This window comes from Thermoanaerobacter siderophilus SR4 (assembly GCF_000262445.1).
Taxonomy (GTDB): domain Bacteria; phylum Bacillota; class Thermoanaerobacteria; order Thermoanaerobacterales; family Thermoanaerobacteraceae; genus Thermoanaerobacter; species Thermoanaerobacter ethanolicus.
In genome coordinates this window covers 909,714-927,202 of the sequence record NZ_CM001486.1, presented here as the reverse complement: position 1 = coordinate 927,202, position 17,489 = coordinate 909,714, and the positions used below count along the sequence as shown (strand labels likewise).

The window sequence follows — 17,489 nt, the reverse complement described above, 5'->3', positions numbered from 1 at the left end:
CCTGATGAAATAAAAAGGCTTAAAATAGGAGAGGCTTTCGTTGTTAAGAAATTTCCTTATTTTTATATAAGGAAATTATTGATAAAGAAAAGGAAATAGGATTTTGAACTAGAATAATGTGTAATAGTATATTTTGGTGCTGAATTTATTAGTGTTAAAGATAGTCATGATGCCTATTGAATGGAAAATTGCATATATAAACATCAAAAAGGAAGGTTATGGAACCCCGTATATGGTTCTGGTACCTTTTGAGGATGAAAGAATTAAGGAAATTTATTATGGAAAACGAAGGATTACAGGCAGATTGTTAAGACATTAGACAATCTGAAAAAAGTGTATAGGCCGTCTTTACTTTTTGCAAAAAAAGAAGGATTTTGAGAAGTTATACAGAATAATAAGTATAAAGAGGAAATATTATATAAAAAATGAAGGATTTTAAAGGTAATGACAAAAAGAATATCATAAACGTGGCTTAAATGAAGGATTTCAAATTGTGCACAAGCCTATATTACAATAAAAAAGGGGATGAATTGGATGTCTTATAACATAAAAAATATTTTAGTGGAAGTAATTAAATTAGCTGAAAAACGTCGAATGGCTGAAGAAGCTAAAGAAAAAACAAAAAATCTAAAAGATTTTGAGTTGCAAAGTCTTTTAGATGAATCGGATAAAGAAAAGAAATTAAGAGACTTTTTAAATAATTTAGACTTTGAGACCATAAAAACAATACAAACAATTATGTATTTGGGAAGAGATAAAGATTATAAAAAAGGAGAATCACCAGTAGAAAGATATATTAATCATTGGCTATTTCTCAGTGGTGCCAAGGGTGGTCAACGAAAGAGATTGAAATTGAGCAAATGATAAGTAAAATGCCATTAGATGAGTATTTAAAAAATGGTATGAGAATATTGAATATTAAATAGAGCATACTGCCAAGACTATTTTTATACATAAACAAAATGGGGGAAGGAACCCTTCTTGCTTTACATTACTTTGCGTTTCTTTGTTAGCCTACCCCCTGTCAGCTAACATACCTCCCTATTTATTTTTTTAATTCCTGCCCCGGGAGCGCCGTGAAATAGGTTCCTTTACGGCAAGGGGCATGCCCAATATTTTGGTTAACATTGAGCAACCTCCCTTTAAGGGAATTATATTTATTTTAACACACTTTAAAAAAAAGATAAACCAAACACAGGAGTATGCAGAGATTTCGCATCTAATTTCCAATAAAACTTTTTTCTTGATAGGAAATTAGACGTATTCCATTTTGTTGAAATTTTGGAATTTGAAAAGGCCGTAGGCCGTGTATATAGATACACCTTCCCCCTCCCCATCATAATGAAAAGCAATATTTCCAATTTTATTATCGACTATGCAGTGTTAAAAATTGGATTAATCCAATTCATAATTATCAACATTTCATCTTTCAGATCTTCTATTATATTTATCTGCAAAAGCCTTTTTTCTCTGAATCCCCGAATGTTTCTAAAAAAGTATAATTGGGTTAAGTTAAAGGCTATCATCATGAATCCAACTATAGCCTCTATGCCCGTAGGACTATGCAAATAGCAATGGTCAAAATGACACTCTGTTTTCAATTGGTGAAATACATTATTTTCAATGTTTCTGTTCGTAGTTACAATCCATACCTCTTTTGATTCTTTTTTATCATTGCCTTCATAAATCTCCTCTACAAATCTTATAAATCTTACTTTCTTTTCCATACCCGTCATTTCAAATCCATCCTCATCCCATGCACTAACTATAATTTTGCTTTTCTTTTCCTCATCTACGATCTATTTTTTATTAGCCTCTCGCTTTTTAAATAATCCTAATGCGTCTTTAACAATATGAAGCCTTTCATCTTTTACTCTAACAACTGCATCCATTCCAATTGCAAGGACTTCTTTAATCCATGATGTTTTGCAATACAAAGCATCTGCAACTATAACATCTGCAAAGTGATGATATTTTTCATAAAGCTATCTAATGAGTCTTTTACCTCCGGTAATTTCACCTTCATCTTTATCAGAACAATCTTTTTTAGGTTCTAACATTTTATAACCCAATACAGTATGGGGATCAGAACCCACAGTTGCACAAACAACTGCTCTGTGGAAGTAATGAGTTATTCCTTGCTTATCAACACGGGTAAGGCATTTTTCACAGCTCTTTTTAGTACTTTCAAATATCTCGACTCCATTAATAGCGGCAACCTTTATACCATCAATTGTACCGTTTCTAAATACCTTATTTTTGAATATAGTTTTTATTATATGATCATGCATACCATTCAAACCGTTTATATCAAAACTACTTAAAGAACGCCTAACGGCGTCAATATGGGGCAATCTTGTTCCCTTTGGAAATAAATTTTTAAATCTTCCTTTTTCCAACCAATGTTCGAGTCTATTAAAACTTTTAAGTCTACAAATAAATGTGAACAGAACTATAAATGAAATAGTTGAAGTTTCAATTTGAGGATTTATTCTTCCATCTTTTAACCCCTTGACTTTTTCTCCAAGATGGTATACCCTAGAGAAGTAGGTGAGCATTTGTTTTAAATAGCGCTTGTTCATCTCAAAACATCCTTTCTATTGGGTTTGTTACAAAATTCATTATAGAAAGGATGTTTTTATTTTTAAACACTAAATTTTTTCTAGTAAAAATCGGAATTTACATATTTCAATTATTATTCATCTAAACCTTGACATATCAAGGAGCTATGCCCTATTTATTTTTTTAGCTGCGAAACTTCTGCAGTAAATGAACTAATGGTTTACTATCCAATAGAAGGTAACTAAACACCCACCCTTCTTTTTGGTTTTGATATTTTGTTATAAAATTATAATAATTATTTTAATTTCAATTTGAAGTTAAAAGGCAGGCATTCAGAAAGAATACCTACCCCAACTATTGACAAGAAGCTTTATTTTTTAATTACCGTAGAATAATTTAAAAATCTGAATTAATGCAGCAATAATTTGAAGCCAAATTAATATAAAAGAAAATATATCATCATATCGAATTTTTTTATTTTTTTCATCCCAAATCATCTCCTAGATAATTTAATTATTAACCCTTACATTATTTTTAAACCCTATTAGTCACCATTTATATAATCAATTTTATAATCACTTATTTTGGGAAAAATATGTTATAATAAAAGGGAGATGTTATGTATAGTAATGTAATCATCTCTTTTTAATATGAGGACTTATCAAAATCATAAGTCCTCATATTAATTAAATTGAAAATTTTCTATACAAACTAAAGTTCAAAACTTTTTGTTATTTTTATTAACAGACAAATTTGAAAGTTAATTTTTGACTAATTGCAAATCATATTATTATGATAGGAGAAATTATTATGAATGAATATGAAAGTGCTTCAAAGTTATGGAAAAGTTTTAAAGAAGAAATAATGTATAATAATCGTTTTTTCCCTAGTAACAAGGAATTGATTAAGAAATTAAACGATACTCTATCAAAATTGTCTGAAATGGCTAGTGGACGTTTTTTGACTAGAGGAGATTTCTATCGTGCCAGAATAGGAAAATTTGACAAAGAAGAAGATATTAGAAAGCCAGACCCTAAAAAAGTACCTATTGGTGATCAAAGATGTAATCCAAGAGGAATATCATATTTTTATGTAGCAGGTGATCCTACTACAGCCATATATGAAATTAAACCGGAAATAGACGAAATTGTAACAATTGGAAAATTTAAGATTAAAAATCCTTTAGATTTGAAAATATGTTATTTAAATATGATTAATATACCTGAAAGTAATCCAATCAAAGAGCTTGCTTTAAGTGAAGAAGAACGCTGTCTATTAAAGATAATATTAAAAGAAATATCAAAACCTTTAAATTCTCAAGAAACATTAGGATATATACCAATTCAATATATTGTAGAATATATAAAGAATAAGTCTTTTGATGGATTTGTTTTTGATAGTTCTCTTAAAGAAGATGGTAAAAATTATGTATTTTTTGATGATTCAAAATTTGAGTTTGTTAGTATTAAACACGTAAAAATAAAAAAGTAAATATAGAATATAAAGATATTGATTAAGTGTAACATACTCCAAGTTTCAATTCTTTTCTTTATATTTTTATTTTATCCTGTTCGAGTTAAAGTGTCTACAATAATATACTAACAGATAGTGTCAAGATACTGTAGGATTTTTTTAAGACAACCCCTGAAACTTAGTTAGAGACTGTAAAAAATTTTGTGTAAACTGATTAAAAACCTCTTTCTTGGTAAGAATTAGAATATATACAAAACCAAGAAGGAGGTTTTAAAAATGTCACTATTGACAAAAGAACAATTAAGAAATTTCATTAGTGAAAACAATATTCAATCTATTCCAGACCTTTACACATCATTAAAAACCTTTTTAAAGATACTATTCAAGAAATGCTTGAAGCAGAACTTTCAACAGAACTTGGCTACGAAAGATATGACAAAAAAGACAAAGATACTCAAAATTCAAGAAATGGCTATACTCAAAAGACGGTAAAAACTCAATTTGGTGAGATGGAAATTGATATTCCAAGAGACAGACAAGGAGAATTTGAACCCAAAATAGTTCCAAAATACAAAAGAGACATATCAGGAATTGAAGAAAAAGTAATAGCTCTATATGCAAGAGGGATGTCAACAAGAGATATTCATGACCAGATAAAAGACCTGTATGGAATAGAACTATCCGCAGAAATGGTAAGTAAAATAACCGAAAGAATAGTACCAGAAATAAAAGAATGGCAATCAAGGCCATTAGAAAAGATATACACTTTCATATTTATGGATGCCATACATTACAAAGTAAGAACAGACGCTCATATTATCAATAGAGCAGCTTATGTAGTATTAGGGGTAACGATAGAAGGCATAAAAGATGTATTAGGGATTTGGATTGGAGAAAATGAGAGTTCAAGATTCTGGCTTGGAGTATTAAATGAGCTAAAGAACAGAGGAGTAGAAGATGTTTTAGTATTTTCTGTAGATGGATTAACAGGGATAAAAGAAGCAATACAAGCAGCATTTCCAAAATCAGAGATACAAAGATGTATAATACATCAATTAAGGAACTGCTTCAAATATGTGTCATATAAACACCTTAAAGAATTCAGTAAAGATTTTAAAGCAGTATATCAAGCAGCTAATGAAGAAATAGCAAGGGATGAATTTGAGAAATTAAAAACAAATGGCAGAATCTATATCCTTATGCCATAAAGAGTTGGGAGAATAACTGGGATGTATTAAGTCCATTTTACAAATTCCCTGAAGAAGTAAGGAAAATAATGTATACAACAAACATAATTGAAGGATTCCACAGGCAGTTAAGGAAAGTTACAAAATCAAAAACAATATTTCCATCTGATGAAGCATTAGAAAAAATGCTATACTTAGTAACAATGAATGTATTAAAGAAATGGACAGTGAGGTATAAAAACTGGGATATAGTATTAAACCAATTAATTATAATGTATCCTGGAAGACTTGAAAAATACCTATAGGTGGGCGAAGCCCGAAAAAATTTTTTCTCTAGAACCTTTGAATCCCTAGGTCTTCAAAGGTTCTAGAGAAAAAGCTTACAATATCCCTAATTAAATATTTTAACCAAAATTATTCACTTTCATGCATAAGATATAGAAAGAAGGTTATACTAAAGATAGAACAGATAAAAATGTTAACTGATTCTTACTGAGAAAGAGGATATAATTAATCTAAATACACAAAATATTTTTCACTCCCCTTAGTTAATTTCAGCCTTCAACTTATCATGCTTTTTATATAACTTGTGCATATTTTAATGCTCTTAAAACCCTATATATTGGCGTTACTTTCCCTATATTCAAAACCGTAATATTGTTTATTTTTTCATTTGTAGACGTTTTAACTCTCCTTACCGCTTCTTTTATTTGCTTCTTCGTTAATTTGTAACTTCCTGCATTTATATTCTTTTTCTTGCCCCATTCTACTTCTCTTAAGTCTCCTCCATTCTTGCTAAATACCCTTAATTTCGCCATTAGTTTTAATCCTTCTCTGCTCCACCCTAATGGATTCCTGCTCAATCTGGCTGAAAATACATGGCTTATATGCCCTTCTGCACTGCACCCTATTACATCTTTGTCTTCGTTGTATATTTTTATCCCTTCCCAATTGTTTAGTATGTATTTCCTTGCTTCTTTTATCTTCTCTTTCTCTCTCTCTTCCTCTGCTGCCTTTATTAGCTCATCAAATACCTTCTTCACTCCCTCTTTATCCCCTTCATTTATTGCTCTCCATATCTTATCCCTATACTTTGGCTCTTTTGATGTAGCTTTTAATACGTATTTGTTTAAATGATATCTGTCTAACACAAACCTTGATTTTACTATCCATTCTAATCCCTCTTTTATCCACGGTGCTCCATCTCCTGCTATGTATATCTTCTCTATCTTCTCTTCCTTGTAATTTTCTTCTATGTAATTTGCTACATCTATCCATATGTCTTCAGCTTTCTCTCCTACGTATGCCTTGTAATACACATTTTTCAGTACGTTCCTTCCGTTTTTCTCTTCTCTCCCTTCATGTATGTACACCAATCGTGGTGTTTCATCTCTACCCTCTTGTAAAGGTACATGGTCTTCATCTGCCTCTATGTATAATACCCTTACTTCTTTCTTCTCTTTTATTTCTCTCTTTACTTCTACTTCTCCTATTTCCCTTATTGCGTTTAATACCGTCTGTTTACTTAACTCCTCTGGACATGCTTTTTTACTACTTCTCTCATATGATTCTTCTATCGCGTTTTCTACTAACTTTATTTTTACTCCCTTTTCTATCCTATCGTGCCGTCCTATCTCTAATGCATCATCCACCAAATATGTATATCTTCCATCCTCTTTAGATTTGTAATATGTCCTCTCATATTCAATATCCCCAAGAATTGTCGTTAACCTCTTTTTATCTTTCCTCTCTACTACCCATTTTTCTTTCCTTCTCTTATCTTCTTTTATTATCCTATCTAACTCTTCAATAATTGCTTCTATTGCCTCTCTACCTAGTTTGTCCGTGAGTTCCTTTATCCTTGCTGCAAGCTCTGTAATATTCATTCCTTTATTTAATAAATCGCTAAAAATTTCTATCACTTCTCTAGTGAAATTTAGAGCATTTTGTAGTATAATATCCTCAAAGATATGTTTTTTCACAAGAGACACCCCTTTCTGTGATGTTTTGTTTCCAAGTTCTATTTTATCACAGGGGTTGTCTCTTGTTTTTTTTCACTCAAAAAATCCTACGATAATTTTACACTATGATACTAACACCACAACTTGACAACAATTTTTATGATATAATCTAAATATAGCAATGAGATCTTAAAAGCATTTAGGAGGTTACATATGGAGAAAAATATGTTAGACTTAAGTACTCTTGAAAATTGGCTGTGGGAGGCAGCATGCAAAATACGTGGTCCTGTAGATGCACCAAAGTTTAAAGATTACATATTACCTCTTATCTTTCTTAAACGTCTATCGGATGTATTTGAAGATGAGATAAACCATCTTGCAGAAGAATTTGGGGACATTGAAATAGCATGGAAACTAGTAGAAGAAGCTCATCGTCGTGGACAACCGTTAGTGCGGTTTTATCTACCACCAGAGGCTCGATGGGAAGAAATACGCAAGAAAACCACTGGCATTGGCCAGTATCTTACTGATGTAGTGAGGGCAGTGGCAAGAGAAAACCCAAAACTTCAGGGTGTTATAGATGTAGTAGATTTTAATGCCACTGCTGCAGGACAGCGTATAATTGATGATGGCCCATTAGCTGATTTAATACAAGTTCTGAGTAAATACCGTTTGGGAATCAATGATGTTGAACCGGATATCTTAGGACGAGCTTACGAGTATTTGCTAAGAAAGTTTGCTGAGGGGCAAGGGCAAAGTGCAGGCGAATTTTACACTCCTAAAGAAGTAGCAATATTGATGGCGCGTATTCTTGAACCACAACCTGGCATGACAGTTTATGACCCCTGCTGTGGTTCAGGGGGCTTACTCATTAAATGTCATCTGAGACTTTTAGAAGTTTATGGTGAAAGACAAAACGGCCGTTTAAAATTACCAACCCATTTTGCACCATTGAGGCTTTATGGGCAAGAAATTAATCCAACCACATTTGCTATGGCTAAAATGAATGCTTTTATTCACGAAATGGATTCAGAAATTGCTTTAGGAGATACCATGCGAAGACCTGCTTTCACCAAGAGTGATAGCAGTCTTATGCAGTTTGACCTTGTTACTGCTAATCCAATGTGGAACCAGAAGTTTTCCACTGAAGTTTATGAACATGACCCTTATAATAGATTTAATTTTGGTATTCCACCATCGTCCAGTGCTGATTGGGGTTGGATTCAGCACATGTATGCTTCTTTAAACGAAAAAGGGAAAATGGCTGTTGTATTAGATACTGGTGCAGTAAGTAGGGGCAGTGGTAATCAAGGTTCAAACCGTGAACGGGATATACGCAAAGTTTTCGTTGAAAAAGACCGGATTGAAAGTGTTATATTGTTACCAGAAAATCTTTTCTACAATACAAGTGCTCCTGGTATTATCTTAGTAATTAACAAAAATAAACGTCATCCTGGAGAAATTCTACTCATTAATGCTTCAAAGTTGTATTCCAAAGGTCGTCCAAAAAATTACCTGACAGATGAACATATAGAAAAGATTGTCACTATTTATCATAACTGGACTGCAGAAGAAGGGCTTTCGGCTATTATTACCAATGAAGAAGCTGCTCGAAATGATTATAACCTTTCTCCAAGTAGATATGTTTCTCAAAATGGTACAGAAGAAGTTTTACCGTTAGAAGAAACTATAGTTCAGTTGCAAGAAGCGGAGGAAGAATGTTCTAATGCTGACCGAGAACTGGAAGAAGTATTAAAGGCTCTGGGGTTAGGAGGGTTAATAAGTGGCGAAAGCGAAGCATATAAATGATACAGTTTCTGACCTGCCAGAAGGTTTTAAGATGACAGAATTGGGGCCACTTCCTGAGGAGTGGGAAGTGGTAAGGTTGGGCGAGGTAATAGAAGAAGTAAAAGAAAGAAACAGATCAAATTTTAAGTATCCAGTATTTACGATTTCAAACATTCATGGATTTGTCTTATCAGATGTTTTTTTTGATAAGCAAGTGTATAGCAAAAACCTTAGCACTTATAAAATCGTTCGCTCAGGATATTTTGCTTATAATCCTTATAGAGTGAATGTAGGTTCTCTTGCCCTATTCGACAAGGAAGTGGGGCTAGTGAGCCCTGCCTATATTGTTTTTAAAATTTCAGAGCCGCATTATCTTTATCCTATTTTTTTATATAGACTTTTGAAAAGTCCCCAGTATTTAGATGAAATTAAAAGAATTTCAATGTCACGAGGTAGTGTAAGAAGAAGTTTAGCCTTCAGAGATTTGTCAGACTTCTTTATTCCCCTCCCTCCTCTCTCCGAACAACAAACTATTGCAAACATTCTCCAAACAGTACAACGCGCCAAGGAAGCCACAGAAAAAGTTATCAAGGCAATGCAGGAACTAAAAAAGAGCCTAATGCGCTATTTGTTTACTTATGGTCCTGTGTCTGTTGATGAGGTTGATAAGGTACAATTAAAAGAAACAGAAATTGGGTTGGTGCCGGGACATTGGGAAGTGGTGAAGCTGGGGGAGGTAATCCAAGAAAGCTTTAGCGGGGGAACGCCACCTACAAACGTTAGAGAATATTGGGACGGAACTATCCCCTGGACTACGAGTGCAATAATTAGCGAAGATGAAGTTCTTCTTTCGAGGCATCAGCGGGCTATTACTAACTTGGGCCTGGCTAACTCGTCATCAAAAATTGCTCCGAGAGAATCGGTAATAGTGGGAACTCGCGTTGGAGTTGGTAAGGCTGTTGTGGCAACTTTTGATATAGCAATTAACCAAGATCTTACTGCTTTAATTCTAAATAAAGAAAAGATAGAACCTCTGTTTTTGGTATATCTGTTCAAGTCCACTTGTTTGCAGCAACAAATAAAGAATCGCACACGAGGTACAACCATTAAGGGCATAACGCGCCGTGATTTACTGAACATTTCAATTCTCCTCCCTCCTCTCCACAACCAACAGGCCATTGTTCGCATTCTCCAAGTAGTAGACCAAAAGATTCAGGCGGAAAAAGCCAAAAAGCAGGCTTTAGAAACCTTATTCCAGGCCCTCTTGCATCATTTAATGACAGGAAAGCTCCGTGTTAAGGACATTATCTTTCACGAAATAAAGGAGGAATAACCTTATGGCTTTTGGTAGTGAGCGCCGAACTGTCCAAAATCCCCTGATTAAATACGCTATTGAAGCAGGGTGGACCTATCTCTCCCCTGATGAAGCCCTGCGCTTACGGCGGGGAGATTCGGGTATAGTATTACATGATATTTTACTTCAACAATTGCAGCGTCTTAATCCCGGCATTGTAGACCATCTTAGGGCAGAAGATATAATCCGTAAATTAACTTCAGTACGTCCCAATATTGAGGGTAACTTTGAGGTATGGGAGTATTTAAAAGGATTAAAAACAGTATTTTTAGATACCGAGAACAGAGAACGCAATGTAAAATTTTTAAATCCAGAAAATCCAGAAGCCAATAATTTCCATGTAACAGATGAACTCCGTTTTACTGGTGGAAGAAAACCAATCAGAGGTGATGTAGTATTTTTTATCAATGGTATACCAGTTATTGTGGTTGAAACCAAGGCTGCAACTCATATAGAAGGAATTGCTGAAGCTCTTGACCAAATTCGGCGCTATCACTATGAGGGTGCTGAACTTCTAGCAGTTCTCCAGCTTTATGCTTTAACACACCTTATTCAGTTTTATTATGGGGCTACATGGAATACTTCCCGCAAAAACCTATACAACTGGCGTGAAGAACAGGCTGGAGATTTTGAGACTTTAATAAAAACGTTTATTGCACCACGACGTGTTTTACGGGTACTTATTGACTTTATTATGTTTACTCGCAAAGATGGAGAACTGTCTAAAGTTGTCTTAAGGCCACATCAAATGCGGGCTGTGGAACGGGTTGTCCAAAGAGCAAGAGACCCCAAAAAGAGACGCGGTCTGGTGTGGCATACTCAAGGTTCTGGCAAAACTTATACTATGATAACCGTTGCCAAAAAGCTTATTGAAGACCCGTCTTTTGCTAATCCTACGGTGCTTATGATTGTTGACCGAAATGAACTTGAACAGCAGCTTTTTGGTAACCTGGAAGCCGTAGGTTTTGGACGTGTAGAAATTGCTAGAAGTAAGCGTCACTTAATTGAATTATTGCGAAGCGATTATCGCGGACTTATTGTCTCAATGATTCATAAGTTCGAAGGTATACCCGCTAATATTAATCTTCGAGAAAATATTTTTGTGTTGATAGATGAGGCTCACCGCAGTACCGGCGGAAAACTTGGTAACTATCTAATGGGAGCATTGCCCAATGCTACATACATAGGCTTTACCGGAACACCTATTGACAAAACAGCTCATGGCAAAGGAACATTTAAAGTTTTTGGAACAGACGATCCAAAAGGTTATCTCGATAAATATTCTATCAAAGAATCTATTGAAGATGGTACTACTGTTCCATTACATTATTCCTTAGCTCCAAATGAATTTCAGGTTGATAAAGAAACGTTAGAAAAAGAATTTTTAAATCTCAAAGAAATTGAAGGTGTAAGTGATATAGAAGAACTTAATAAAGTACTTGACAAAGCCGTAACACTTAAAAATATGCTTAAAAGCCCGGATCGTGTGGAAGAAGTAGCGAGGTTTGTGGCAGAACATTTTCGTGAAGTAATAGAACCAATGGGGTATAAAGCGTTTTTAGTAGCTGTAGATCGTGAAGCCTGTGCGTTTTATAAAGAAGCTCTAGACAGGTATTTACCCCCAGAATATTCTGAAGTAGTAATAAGTAAAGGACCAAATGATCCAGAAGAACTTGCTAAGTACCATAGAACTGAAGAACAAGAAGAGCAGATACGAAAAAATTTTCGCAATCCCGATGCATTACCCAAAATTCTAATAGTTACTGAAAAGCTCCTGACAGGTTTTGATGCTCCAATTCTTTATTGCATGTACTTAGATAAACCTATGCGTGACCATGTACTTTTACAGGCTATTGCAAGAGTTAATCGGCCTTATGAGGATGAGAAAGGTCGCCGAAAACCTGCTGGTTTTGTGCTGGACTTTGTAGGTATTTTTGAAAATCTTGAAAAAGCACTTGCTTTTGACTCAAAGGATGTTCAAGGTGTTGTAGAAGGTATTGATGTCCTTAAAGAAAGATTTAAAAACTTAATGACAGAAGGACGTGAAAAATATCTGCAATTGATTAATAATAAAAGCGCAGATAAGGCAGTAGAGGCAGTTTTAGAACATTTTCGTGATAAAGAGGTGCGTCATGAGTTCTATCAATATTTTCATGAACTTCAGGATATTTATGAAATTCTTTCGCCTGATCCATTTTTACGACCTTTTATAACTGATTACGAAAAATTGGGACGTATGTATAGATTGTTGCGTGCCAACTATGAACCTGGTATCCCTCTAGATAGGGAATTTTTACGAAAAACTGCTCAACTTGTACAAGAACATACTGAAACAGGTATCATCCAAGAGCCAGATGCTTTTTATAAACTTGATGAAAAAACTTTAAGGAAAATTATGAATGAAGATAAACCCGATATTATAAAAGTATTTAATTTATTAAAAGCAATCCGCGATCTAATAGAAGAGGAAGGACTGCGTTCCCCTTATTTACGTCCTATTGGCGAACGTGCTGAAGAAATTGCCCGCAGTTTTGAAGAAAGACAAACAACAACACAAGAAGCTCTTAAACAATTAGAAATTATGATCCAAGAAGACATAATAAGAGCTGAAAAAACTAAACAGGAATCAAATATGTCACCAGAAGAATTTGCTATATTTTGGCTTTTAAAACGTAAAGGAATTTCGAAGGCTGAAACTGCTGCACAAAAAATAGCTAGCATCTTTAAGGAATACCCTTACTGGGAACAAAATAGCGAACAAGAACGAAATCTAAATATAGCTCTTATTAAAGTATTATTGGAATCAGGAATTGAAGAAGCACTTGATTTCACAGAACGTATTAAAAAAATGTTAAGGAGGCAATCAACATGAAAAAGGGTGCTGCTTCTGAATGGGTACCACTTGAAGAAATAGTTCATGCAGATGTTTTCAAATCGGAAGTAATGGTTTGGGCTCGTCGCATAGGAGTAATGCCAAAAGAAATTCATATTCGTGCCATGAAAAGAAAGTGGGCTAGCTGTTCTTCATCAGGACGTTTGACTTTTAATACTGAACTTTTACATCAATCTGCGGACTTCCGCACTGAAGTGATAGTGCATGAACTTTTACATTTAAAAATTCCAAATCATGGGACATTATTTAGAGCATTAACTAGAGCTTATCTTGCCAGGTGGAGAAATAGATAAGATTCACTCAAAATTGTTGGTAAAGGAAACAGGAGAAGAAAGTCTATTTCCTCTTTCATCAATGCATACTAAATTCAGTTTTCTATGAAGGCTAGAAAGAATATGAATTTTCTGAAACAACGGAAGGAAGATGAAAGTTGCTGCCGATAACAGCAGGCAAATGGTTCCGCTTCACTCTACCCAAATTAGCTCGCCTTTGTTTGCCAACTTCGTATGTCCACGAGACGTTAGGCGATATTTTGCTTGGTACTTTAAAACAAAAAGGGAGAGTAAATAATGGCTGAAATTATTAACCCTGGATCCAAAAAAGAAGATTTCAGCAGGGAGATTTATCGTCTACTTTTATTCTACAGGCAGTTGAATCAACTTCTTGAGATTTATTTTAGTGGATGTTTAATGATATTCAACGATGAAATTAACAGAAATTATATACGGCTTTGTACCAGGATCAAAGAAATCCTTGAAAAACCGGGCTTTGAAGATTTAGCTCAATACGAATGGCAACCTTTTGATAATCTGAGAGTTGTTGCCCCTGATACCGCTGACATTGAGTGGGAATATATAGGGAAGCAGATTTGTGGTAACTTTATGAGTGCTATAGAAGAGCTTTTCCTTAAGGGCGGAGAGAAGACATATTCTCTAAGTAGCGAAGATCGACAGATGCTAATTTACATTCAAACCTATTTAAAAGAATATCGCAGCTACAAAAAAGATTACGAAGAGAAGTGGTTGAAAAAACTCGAGGAAAAGGAAAGAAGCTGGGAAAAGAAGAAAGAAGAAGCTCAAATAGAAATACCACAATTTGATTTCAAATTTATTAGGGACGAAGAGCTTAAAAACCTGCTTATCAGGGATTGGGAAGAAGCTCAGAGAGCGTTCCAGAATAAATTTTATAAATCAACAGTTTTACTCTGTGGAACAATTCTCGAATCCTTGCTAATTGATACTTTATCTCGCGTCGAGAAGGAGGCAAAGTTTAATTATTGTCAGAAATATCTTAAAAGCAAAGACAAAGTGAATAAGTCTCCAGAAATAGAAAATTGGAAAATGTATCAACTCATTGATATAGCGAAGGAACAAGGTATTCTTGGTGCTGATGCAGCTAAACTGTCTGATATTGTGAGAAATTACCGCAATTTAGTACATCTATTTGCACAAAAAAGAGACCAATTACAGATAGATTCTCGCGTAGCATTTATTGTAATTCACCTCCTGGCTATTGCTTATTATGATATTCTTAGGTGGCATGAGAAAATGAAAGATGAGTGAGAAGCGCTGACAAAGGCAGTCGCGTGGCACGATTTTTGGGAGATTGTCCAAAATGGAGGATCCTAAATGGGAATTTTAAGCCTACGGACGTTTAAAATTTTCTAAAGGGGAAAATAAAAAATTAGTTACTCAAACAGAAGAATTAGAATATGGGTCTCTCATCAGGAACACCTTATCCAGACTGCCGTTGGTCGGATTCTTGCAATTCTATAGTCAGGATGACTTAAGTAGACTTCGTTGATAAAATCCTCCTACTTACTCAATTCGATGGTTATCCTGAGAAATCTGAAAAACAAGCCAAAGTCAAAAAATAAGACCCGATGGTGTATAAGCTTTATGGTTTACAAAGGAGGGAACAAAAATTGTGCTGGGGATAAAGGTGATTAATAAATTAGTTAAAAAATGGAAAAATATATTACCACCAAAAAGTCGAAGTCGATTTTTAACATGGCGTATTACAGAAGAAAAAATAAACTTTGCCCTTCAAAGAAAAGATCTCTTTTAAATCAGCTTTATTTCCCTTCCTCAAAGTCTATTCTTTTTATTGTTGTTCCTTTTTTACTGTTGTTTTTGCTTTCTCATTTTCTTCCGGTTCAATACTTGCCTTTTATTAGTAGCAATCATCATCAAAATTTAATTACAATACATGCAGGAATCGCCACGGTTATCTTTGGGATATTGATTTTTGTTGCAGAAAGTGGAAGAGACGATAAAACAAAGGAGAAAATCCGTGTCCTTTTAAAAGAGAGCTTTATATTTCCTTTAGCAGTAGCTGAAATTTTGGCCTTCTTTATCTTTATTTGGGGTGATGTCAATTTCTTAAGTGTCATACCTATTGTGATAGTTGGTTTACTTACAATTAAATCTCTATATAAAACAATTACTGTGCTTTTGAGTAGACATCGTTTTAACCAGAAAAGAGCTGAATTGTTAAAAGAACTATTACAGAAAAGCATTGATTTAGCTATTGATGAAAGAATTGGCAATAACATATTGTTATCATTCCTAGATGGGAAAGAAATAAAGTTAAAGTTTAAGCCTTTCTCAATTGATGATCAATCAAAATACTACTGTTTCAATGCAGAGAAGATTGGGATTGTTTCTGATATTGATTTAGAAGCCTTAAAAAAATTTGCTGAGATTATAGAGCAGGAAGCAAACCGAAAGGGATACTCCTTTGATGGAGTGGAGATAGTCGAACTAGATCTAAAAGAGGAAACTAAGGCGGACTCGGAGATAAAAGCAACTCAAAAAGCTAAATCTCAAAAGTTACTTCAAAATGATCGACGTTATCTTATGAAAAAATTTCATGATACTTTAAAAGAAGAAAATAAAACACTTATCTGTGTTGATAAAAAACTCCTTGATGGGAGTAAAAGAGTTGATGATCTAGAAGGCCTTGTAAAGAAAGCTTTTGTTATCAAACCGATAGATAGTTTCACGAAAGAAGTACGAAGTGAAATTTCTGGGCTTAAAGAGCAATTTATTACCGCTATACTCAATAGGCATTTGGGTGAAATTGAGGAACTTTCCGATATTTATATAGAACTTGCTAATGGTTTTTTAGAATGCATTACGGAGTGTAGTGGAGGCTATTCTTTTGAGGGTGCTCGTAAGGAACTACGTTTTCCTTTGGGGGGATGGGAGGAAGTGGGCTGGCTTTCTTCTGACATTCGAGATATTTTTGAAAAAGCTATGCAAAGTCGTGACCAGGAAGTAATTAGAAAGATTGCTTATTTACCTATAGCAATTGCAGTGCGCGCTATTGAAAGTTATGACCATTATCTGTTTCAAGAATTTATAAATTTTGCCGTGTTGATGTATATTAACTCAAAAGAAATAACCGAAAATAACAGATCTTTAATAGATTTTCTTGTGGATCGGTCTTGGCGCTGGCTTAAAGAAATTTCACTATTTTATATTGAGCCGAAATTAAGAAAAGAGGAATTAGATGAGGAAAAATTAAAGAGGCTAAAAGATTTTGGTATCTACTTGTTTATAGTTTTTCAAAGGCTACTTAAAACAGCATTTGAAAGCAGAGACCTTGATAGTTTTAAAAAGTTTATAGAGGGAGTACACGAGTTATTTAGCGATTTTCATCCCAATGAATCACTAGAGAATACATATAGTATAAAGAAGAAAAATATTAAAAAAGAAATAACAATGAGAAGAAATCAGATGTTCTTTGGGTTGGCCAGTTGGATACTTGACCAACTTTTGAAAAACAAAACAGAACAAGAGGTTTTAGAATTCTACCAAACTATTCAAAAGTTTCTCCCATCTGATTTAGAAGAATTTACAAACCTGTTTATAGAATCATATAAGTTTGAGACCGAGGATTTTTGGAGTTGGGATATGTGGGAGTTGGAGCGACGAGAGGAAGGAGTAATGCATGCTATTCAGTTTTCGGAAAAATTAGAAAAACTTTATATTGTTAAATCACTCTCCTTGTTAGCCAATAGACCTGATGAAGAGATCCTAAAAATAGAGTTACCTTACAATAGAACTTTTGCTGAGCTATGCAGTGAAAATGGAGATTTGATAAATGTTTTAGATGATATAAAAAGAAATGTTAACGACTGGAAAATGGTTTTATCCGATAGCGCAATAAAGAAAATTGACGTCTTTAAGAACCTGCTTTTTGAGACAAGAAAGAAGCAGGAACAAGAAGAATTAAAGGAAAAATAAGGCGGAAAATTTCACAGAAAA

12 protein-coding genes and 1 pseudogene are annotated in these 17,489 nt (G+C 34.1%); 9 read left to right on the top strand and 4 right to left on the bottom strand.

Going from position 1 to position 17,489, the window contains the following annotated elements:
- Positions 1-534: 534 nt before the first annotated feature.
- Entirely contained in the window at positions 535-864 is a 330-nt protein-coding gene (locus tag THESIDRAFT1_RS04455) for a DUF3775 domain-containing protein (protein ID WP_006569647.1), read from the top strand.
- A 509-nt stretch (positions 865-1,373) separates the two neighbouring features.
- Here THESIDRAFT1_RS04455 and THESIDRAFT1_RS13840 read toward each other — a convergent pair.
- The 3 genes from THESIDRAFT1_RS13840 to THESIDRAFT1_RS13830 all read right to left on the bottom strand — a co-directional run bounded on the left by THESIDRAFT1_RS13840 (position 1,374) and on the right by THESIDRAFT1_RS13830 (position 2,582).
- Positions 1,374-1,736 (bottom strand): hypothetical protein, encoded by a 363-nt coding sequence (locus THESIDRAFT1_RS13840; protein WP_006569646.1) that lies wholly within the window; start codon positions 1,734-1,736, stop codon positions 1,374-1,376.
- A gap of 63 nt (positions 1,737-1,799) precedes the next feature.
- Positions 1,800-1,937: a hypothetical protein gene (locus tag THESIDRAFT1_RS13835; protein ID WP_244262752.1), complete on the bottom strand. Its 138-nt coding sequence runs from the start codon at positions 1,935-1,937 to the stop codon at positions 1,800-1,802.
- A 48-nt stretch (positions 1,938-1,985) separates the two neighbouring features.
- Entirely contained in the window at positions 1,986-2,582 is a 597-nt protein-coding gene (locus THESIDRAFT1_RS13830) for a DDE transposase family protein (RefSeq protein ID WP_244262751.1), read from the bottom strand.
- Between the two features lie 790 nt (positions 2,583-3,372).
- Here THESIDRAFT1_RS13830 and THESIDRAFT1_RS04440 point away from each other — a divergent pair.
- Complete coding sequence (locus tag THESIDRAFT1_RS04440) at positions 3,373-4,053, top strand: RES domain-containing protein (protein WP_039929162.1); 681 nt, start codon at positions 3,373-3,375, stop codon at positions 4,051-4,053.
- A 258-nt stretch (positions 4,054-4,311) separates the two neighbouring features.
- Positions 4,312-5,527, top strand: a pseudogene (locus THESIDRAFT1_RS04435) (IS256 family transposase).
- A 273-nt stretch (positions 5,528-5,800) separates the two neighbouring features.
- On the opposite strand, the gene THESIDRAFT1_RS04430 reads toward THESIDRAFT1_RS04435, so the two are convergent.
- On the bottom strand, positions 5,801-7,204 hold the full coding sequence (locus THESIDRAFT1_RS04430; RefSeq protein ID WP_006569644.1) for an ISLre2 family transposase: 1,404 nt from the start codon (positions 7,202-7,204) through the stop codon (positions 5,801-5,803).
- Between the two features lie 192 nt (positions 7,205-7,396).
- Between THESIDRAFT1_RS04430 and THESIDRAFT1_RS04425 the strand changes: the two genes are divergently transcribed.
- The 6 genes from THESIDRAFT1_RS04425 (at position 7,397) to THESIDRAFT1_RS04400 (ending at position 17,468) form a co-directional block, all read left to right on the top strand.
- Complete coding sequence (locus tag THESIDRAFT1_RS04425; protein ID WP_006569643.1) at positions 7,397-8,992, top strand: type I restriction-modification system subunit M; 1,596 nt, start codon at positions 7,397-7,399, stop codon at positions 8,990-8,992.
- Positions 8,967-10,304 (top strand): restriction endonuclease subunit S, encoded by a 1,338-nt coding sequence (locus tag THESIDRAFT1_RS04420; RefSeq protein WP_006569642.1) that lies wholly within the window; start codon positions 8,967-8,969, stop codon positions 10,302-10,304. Before THESIDRAFT1_RS04425 ends, THESIDRAFT1_RS04420 begins: the two co-directional genes overlap by 26 nt.
- A 4-nt stretch (positions 10,305-10,308) precedes the next feature.
- A complete protein-coding gene (locus THESIDRAFT1_RS04415) occupies positions 10,309-13,197 on the top strand; it encodes a type I restriction endonuclease subunit R (protein WP_006569641.1) in 2,889 nt (962 codons plus the stop codon).
- Positions 13,194-13,511, top strand: a complete 318-nt coding sequence (locus THESIDRAFT1_RS04410; RefSeq protein WP_006569640.1) for a M48 metallopeptidase family protein — start codon at positions 13,194-13,196, stop codon at positions 13,509-13,511. Before THESIDRAFT1_RS04415 ends, THESIDRAFT1_RS04410 begins: the two co-directional genes overlap by 4 nt.
- A gap of 276 nt (positions 13,512-13,787) precedes the next feature.
- Positions 13,788-14,780 (top strand): hypothetical protein, encoded by a 993-nt coding sequence (locus tag THESIDRAFT1_RS04405; protein WP_006569639.1) that lies wholly within the window; start codon positions 13,788-13,790, stop codon positions 14,778-14,780.
- A gap of 402 nt (positions 14,781-15,182) precedes the next feature.
- A complete protein-coding gene (locus tag THESIDRAFT1_RS04400; protein ID WP_006569638.1) occupies positions 15,183-17,468 on the top strand; it encodes a hypothetical protein in 2,286 nt (761 codons plus the stop codon).
- Positions 17,469-17,489: the final 21 nt, after the last annotated feature.

What these genes read in the sequence shown, in the direction of transcription:
- THESIDRAFT1_RS04455 (WP_006569647.1), top strand. Translation starts at nt 535, where the DNA reads ATGTCTTATAACATAAAAAATATTTTAGTGGAAGTAATTAAATTAGCT.
- THESIDRAFT1_RS13840 (WP_006569646.1), bottom strand. Translation starts at nt 1,736, where the DNA reads ATGACGGGTATGGAAAAGAAAGTAAGATTTATAAGATTTGTAGAGGAG.
- THESIDRAFT1_RS13830 (WP_244262751.1), bottom strand. Translation starts at nt 2,582, where the DNA reads ATGAACAAGCGCTATTTAAAACAAATGCTCACCTACTTCTCTAGGGTA.
- THESIDRAFT1_RS04440 (WP_039929162.1), top strand. Translation starts at nt 3,373, where the DNA reads ATGAATGAATATGAAAGTGCTTCAAAGTTATGGAAAAGTTTTAAAGAA.
- THESIDRAFT1_RS04425 (WP_006569643.1), top strand. Translation starts at nt 7,397, where the DNA reads ATGGAGAAAAATATGTTAGACTTAAGTACTCTTGAAAATTGGCTGTGG.
- THESIDRAFT1_RS04415 (WP_006569641.1), top strand. Translation starts at nt 10,309, where the DNA reads ATGGCTTTTGGTAGTGAGCGCCGAACTGTCCAAAATCCCCTGATTAAA.
- THESIDRAFT1_RS04410 (WP_006569640.1), top strand. Translation starts at nt 13,194, where the DNA reads ATGAAAAAGGGTGCTGCTTCTGAATGGGTACCACTTGAAGAAATAGTT.
- THESIDRAFT1_RS04405 (WP_006569639.1), top strand. Translation starts at nt 13,788, where the DNA reads ATGGCTGAAATTATTAACCCTGGATCCAAAAAAGAAGATTTCAGCAGG.
- THESIDRAFT1_RS04400 (WP_006569638.1), top strand. Translation starts at nt 15,183, where the DNA reads ATGGAAAAATATATTACCACCAAAAAGTCGAAGTCGATTTTTAACATG.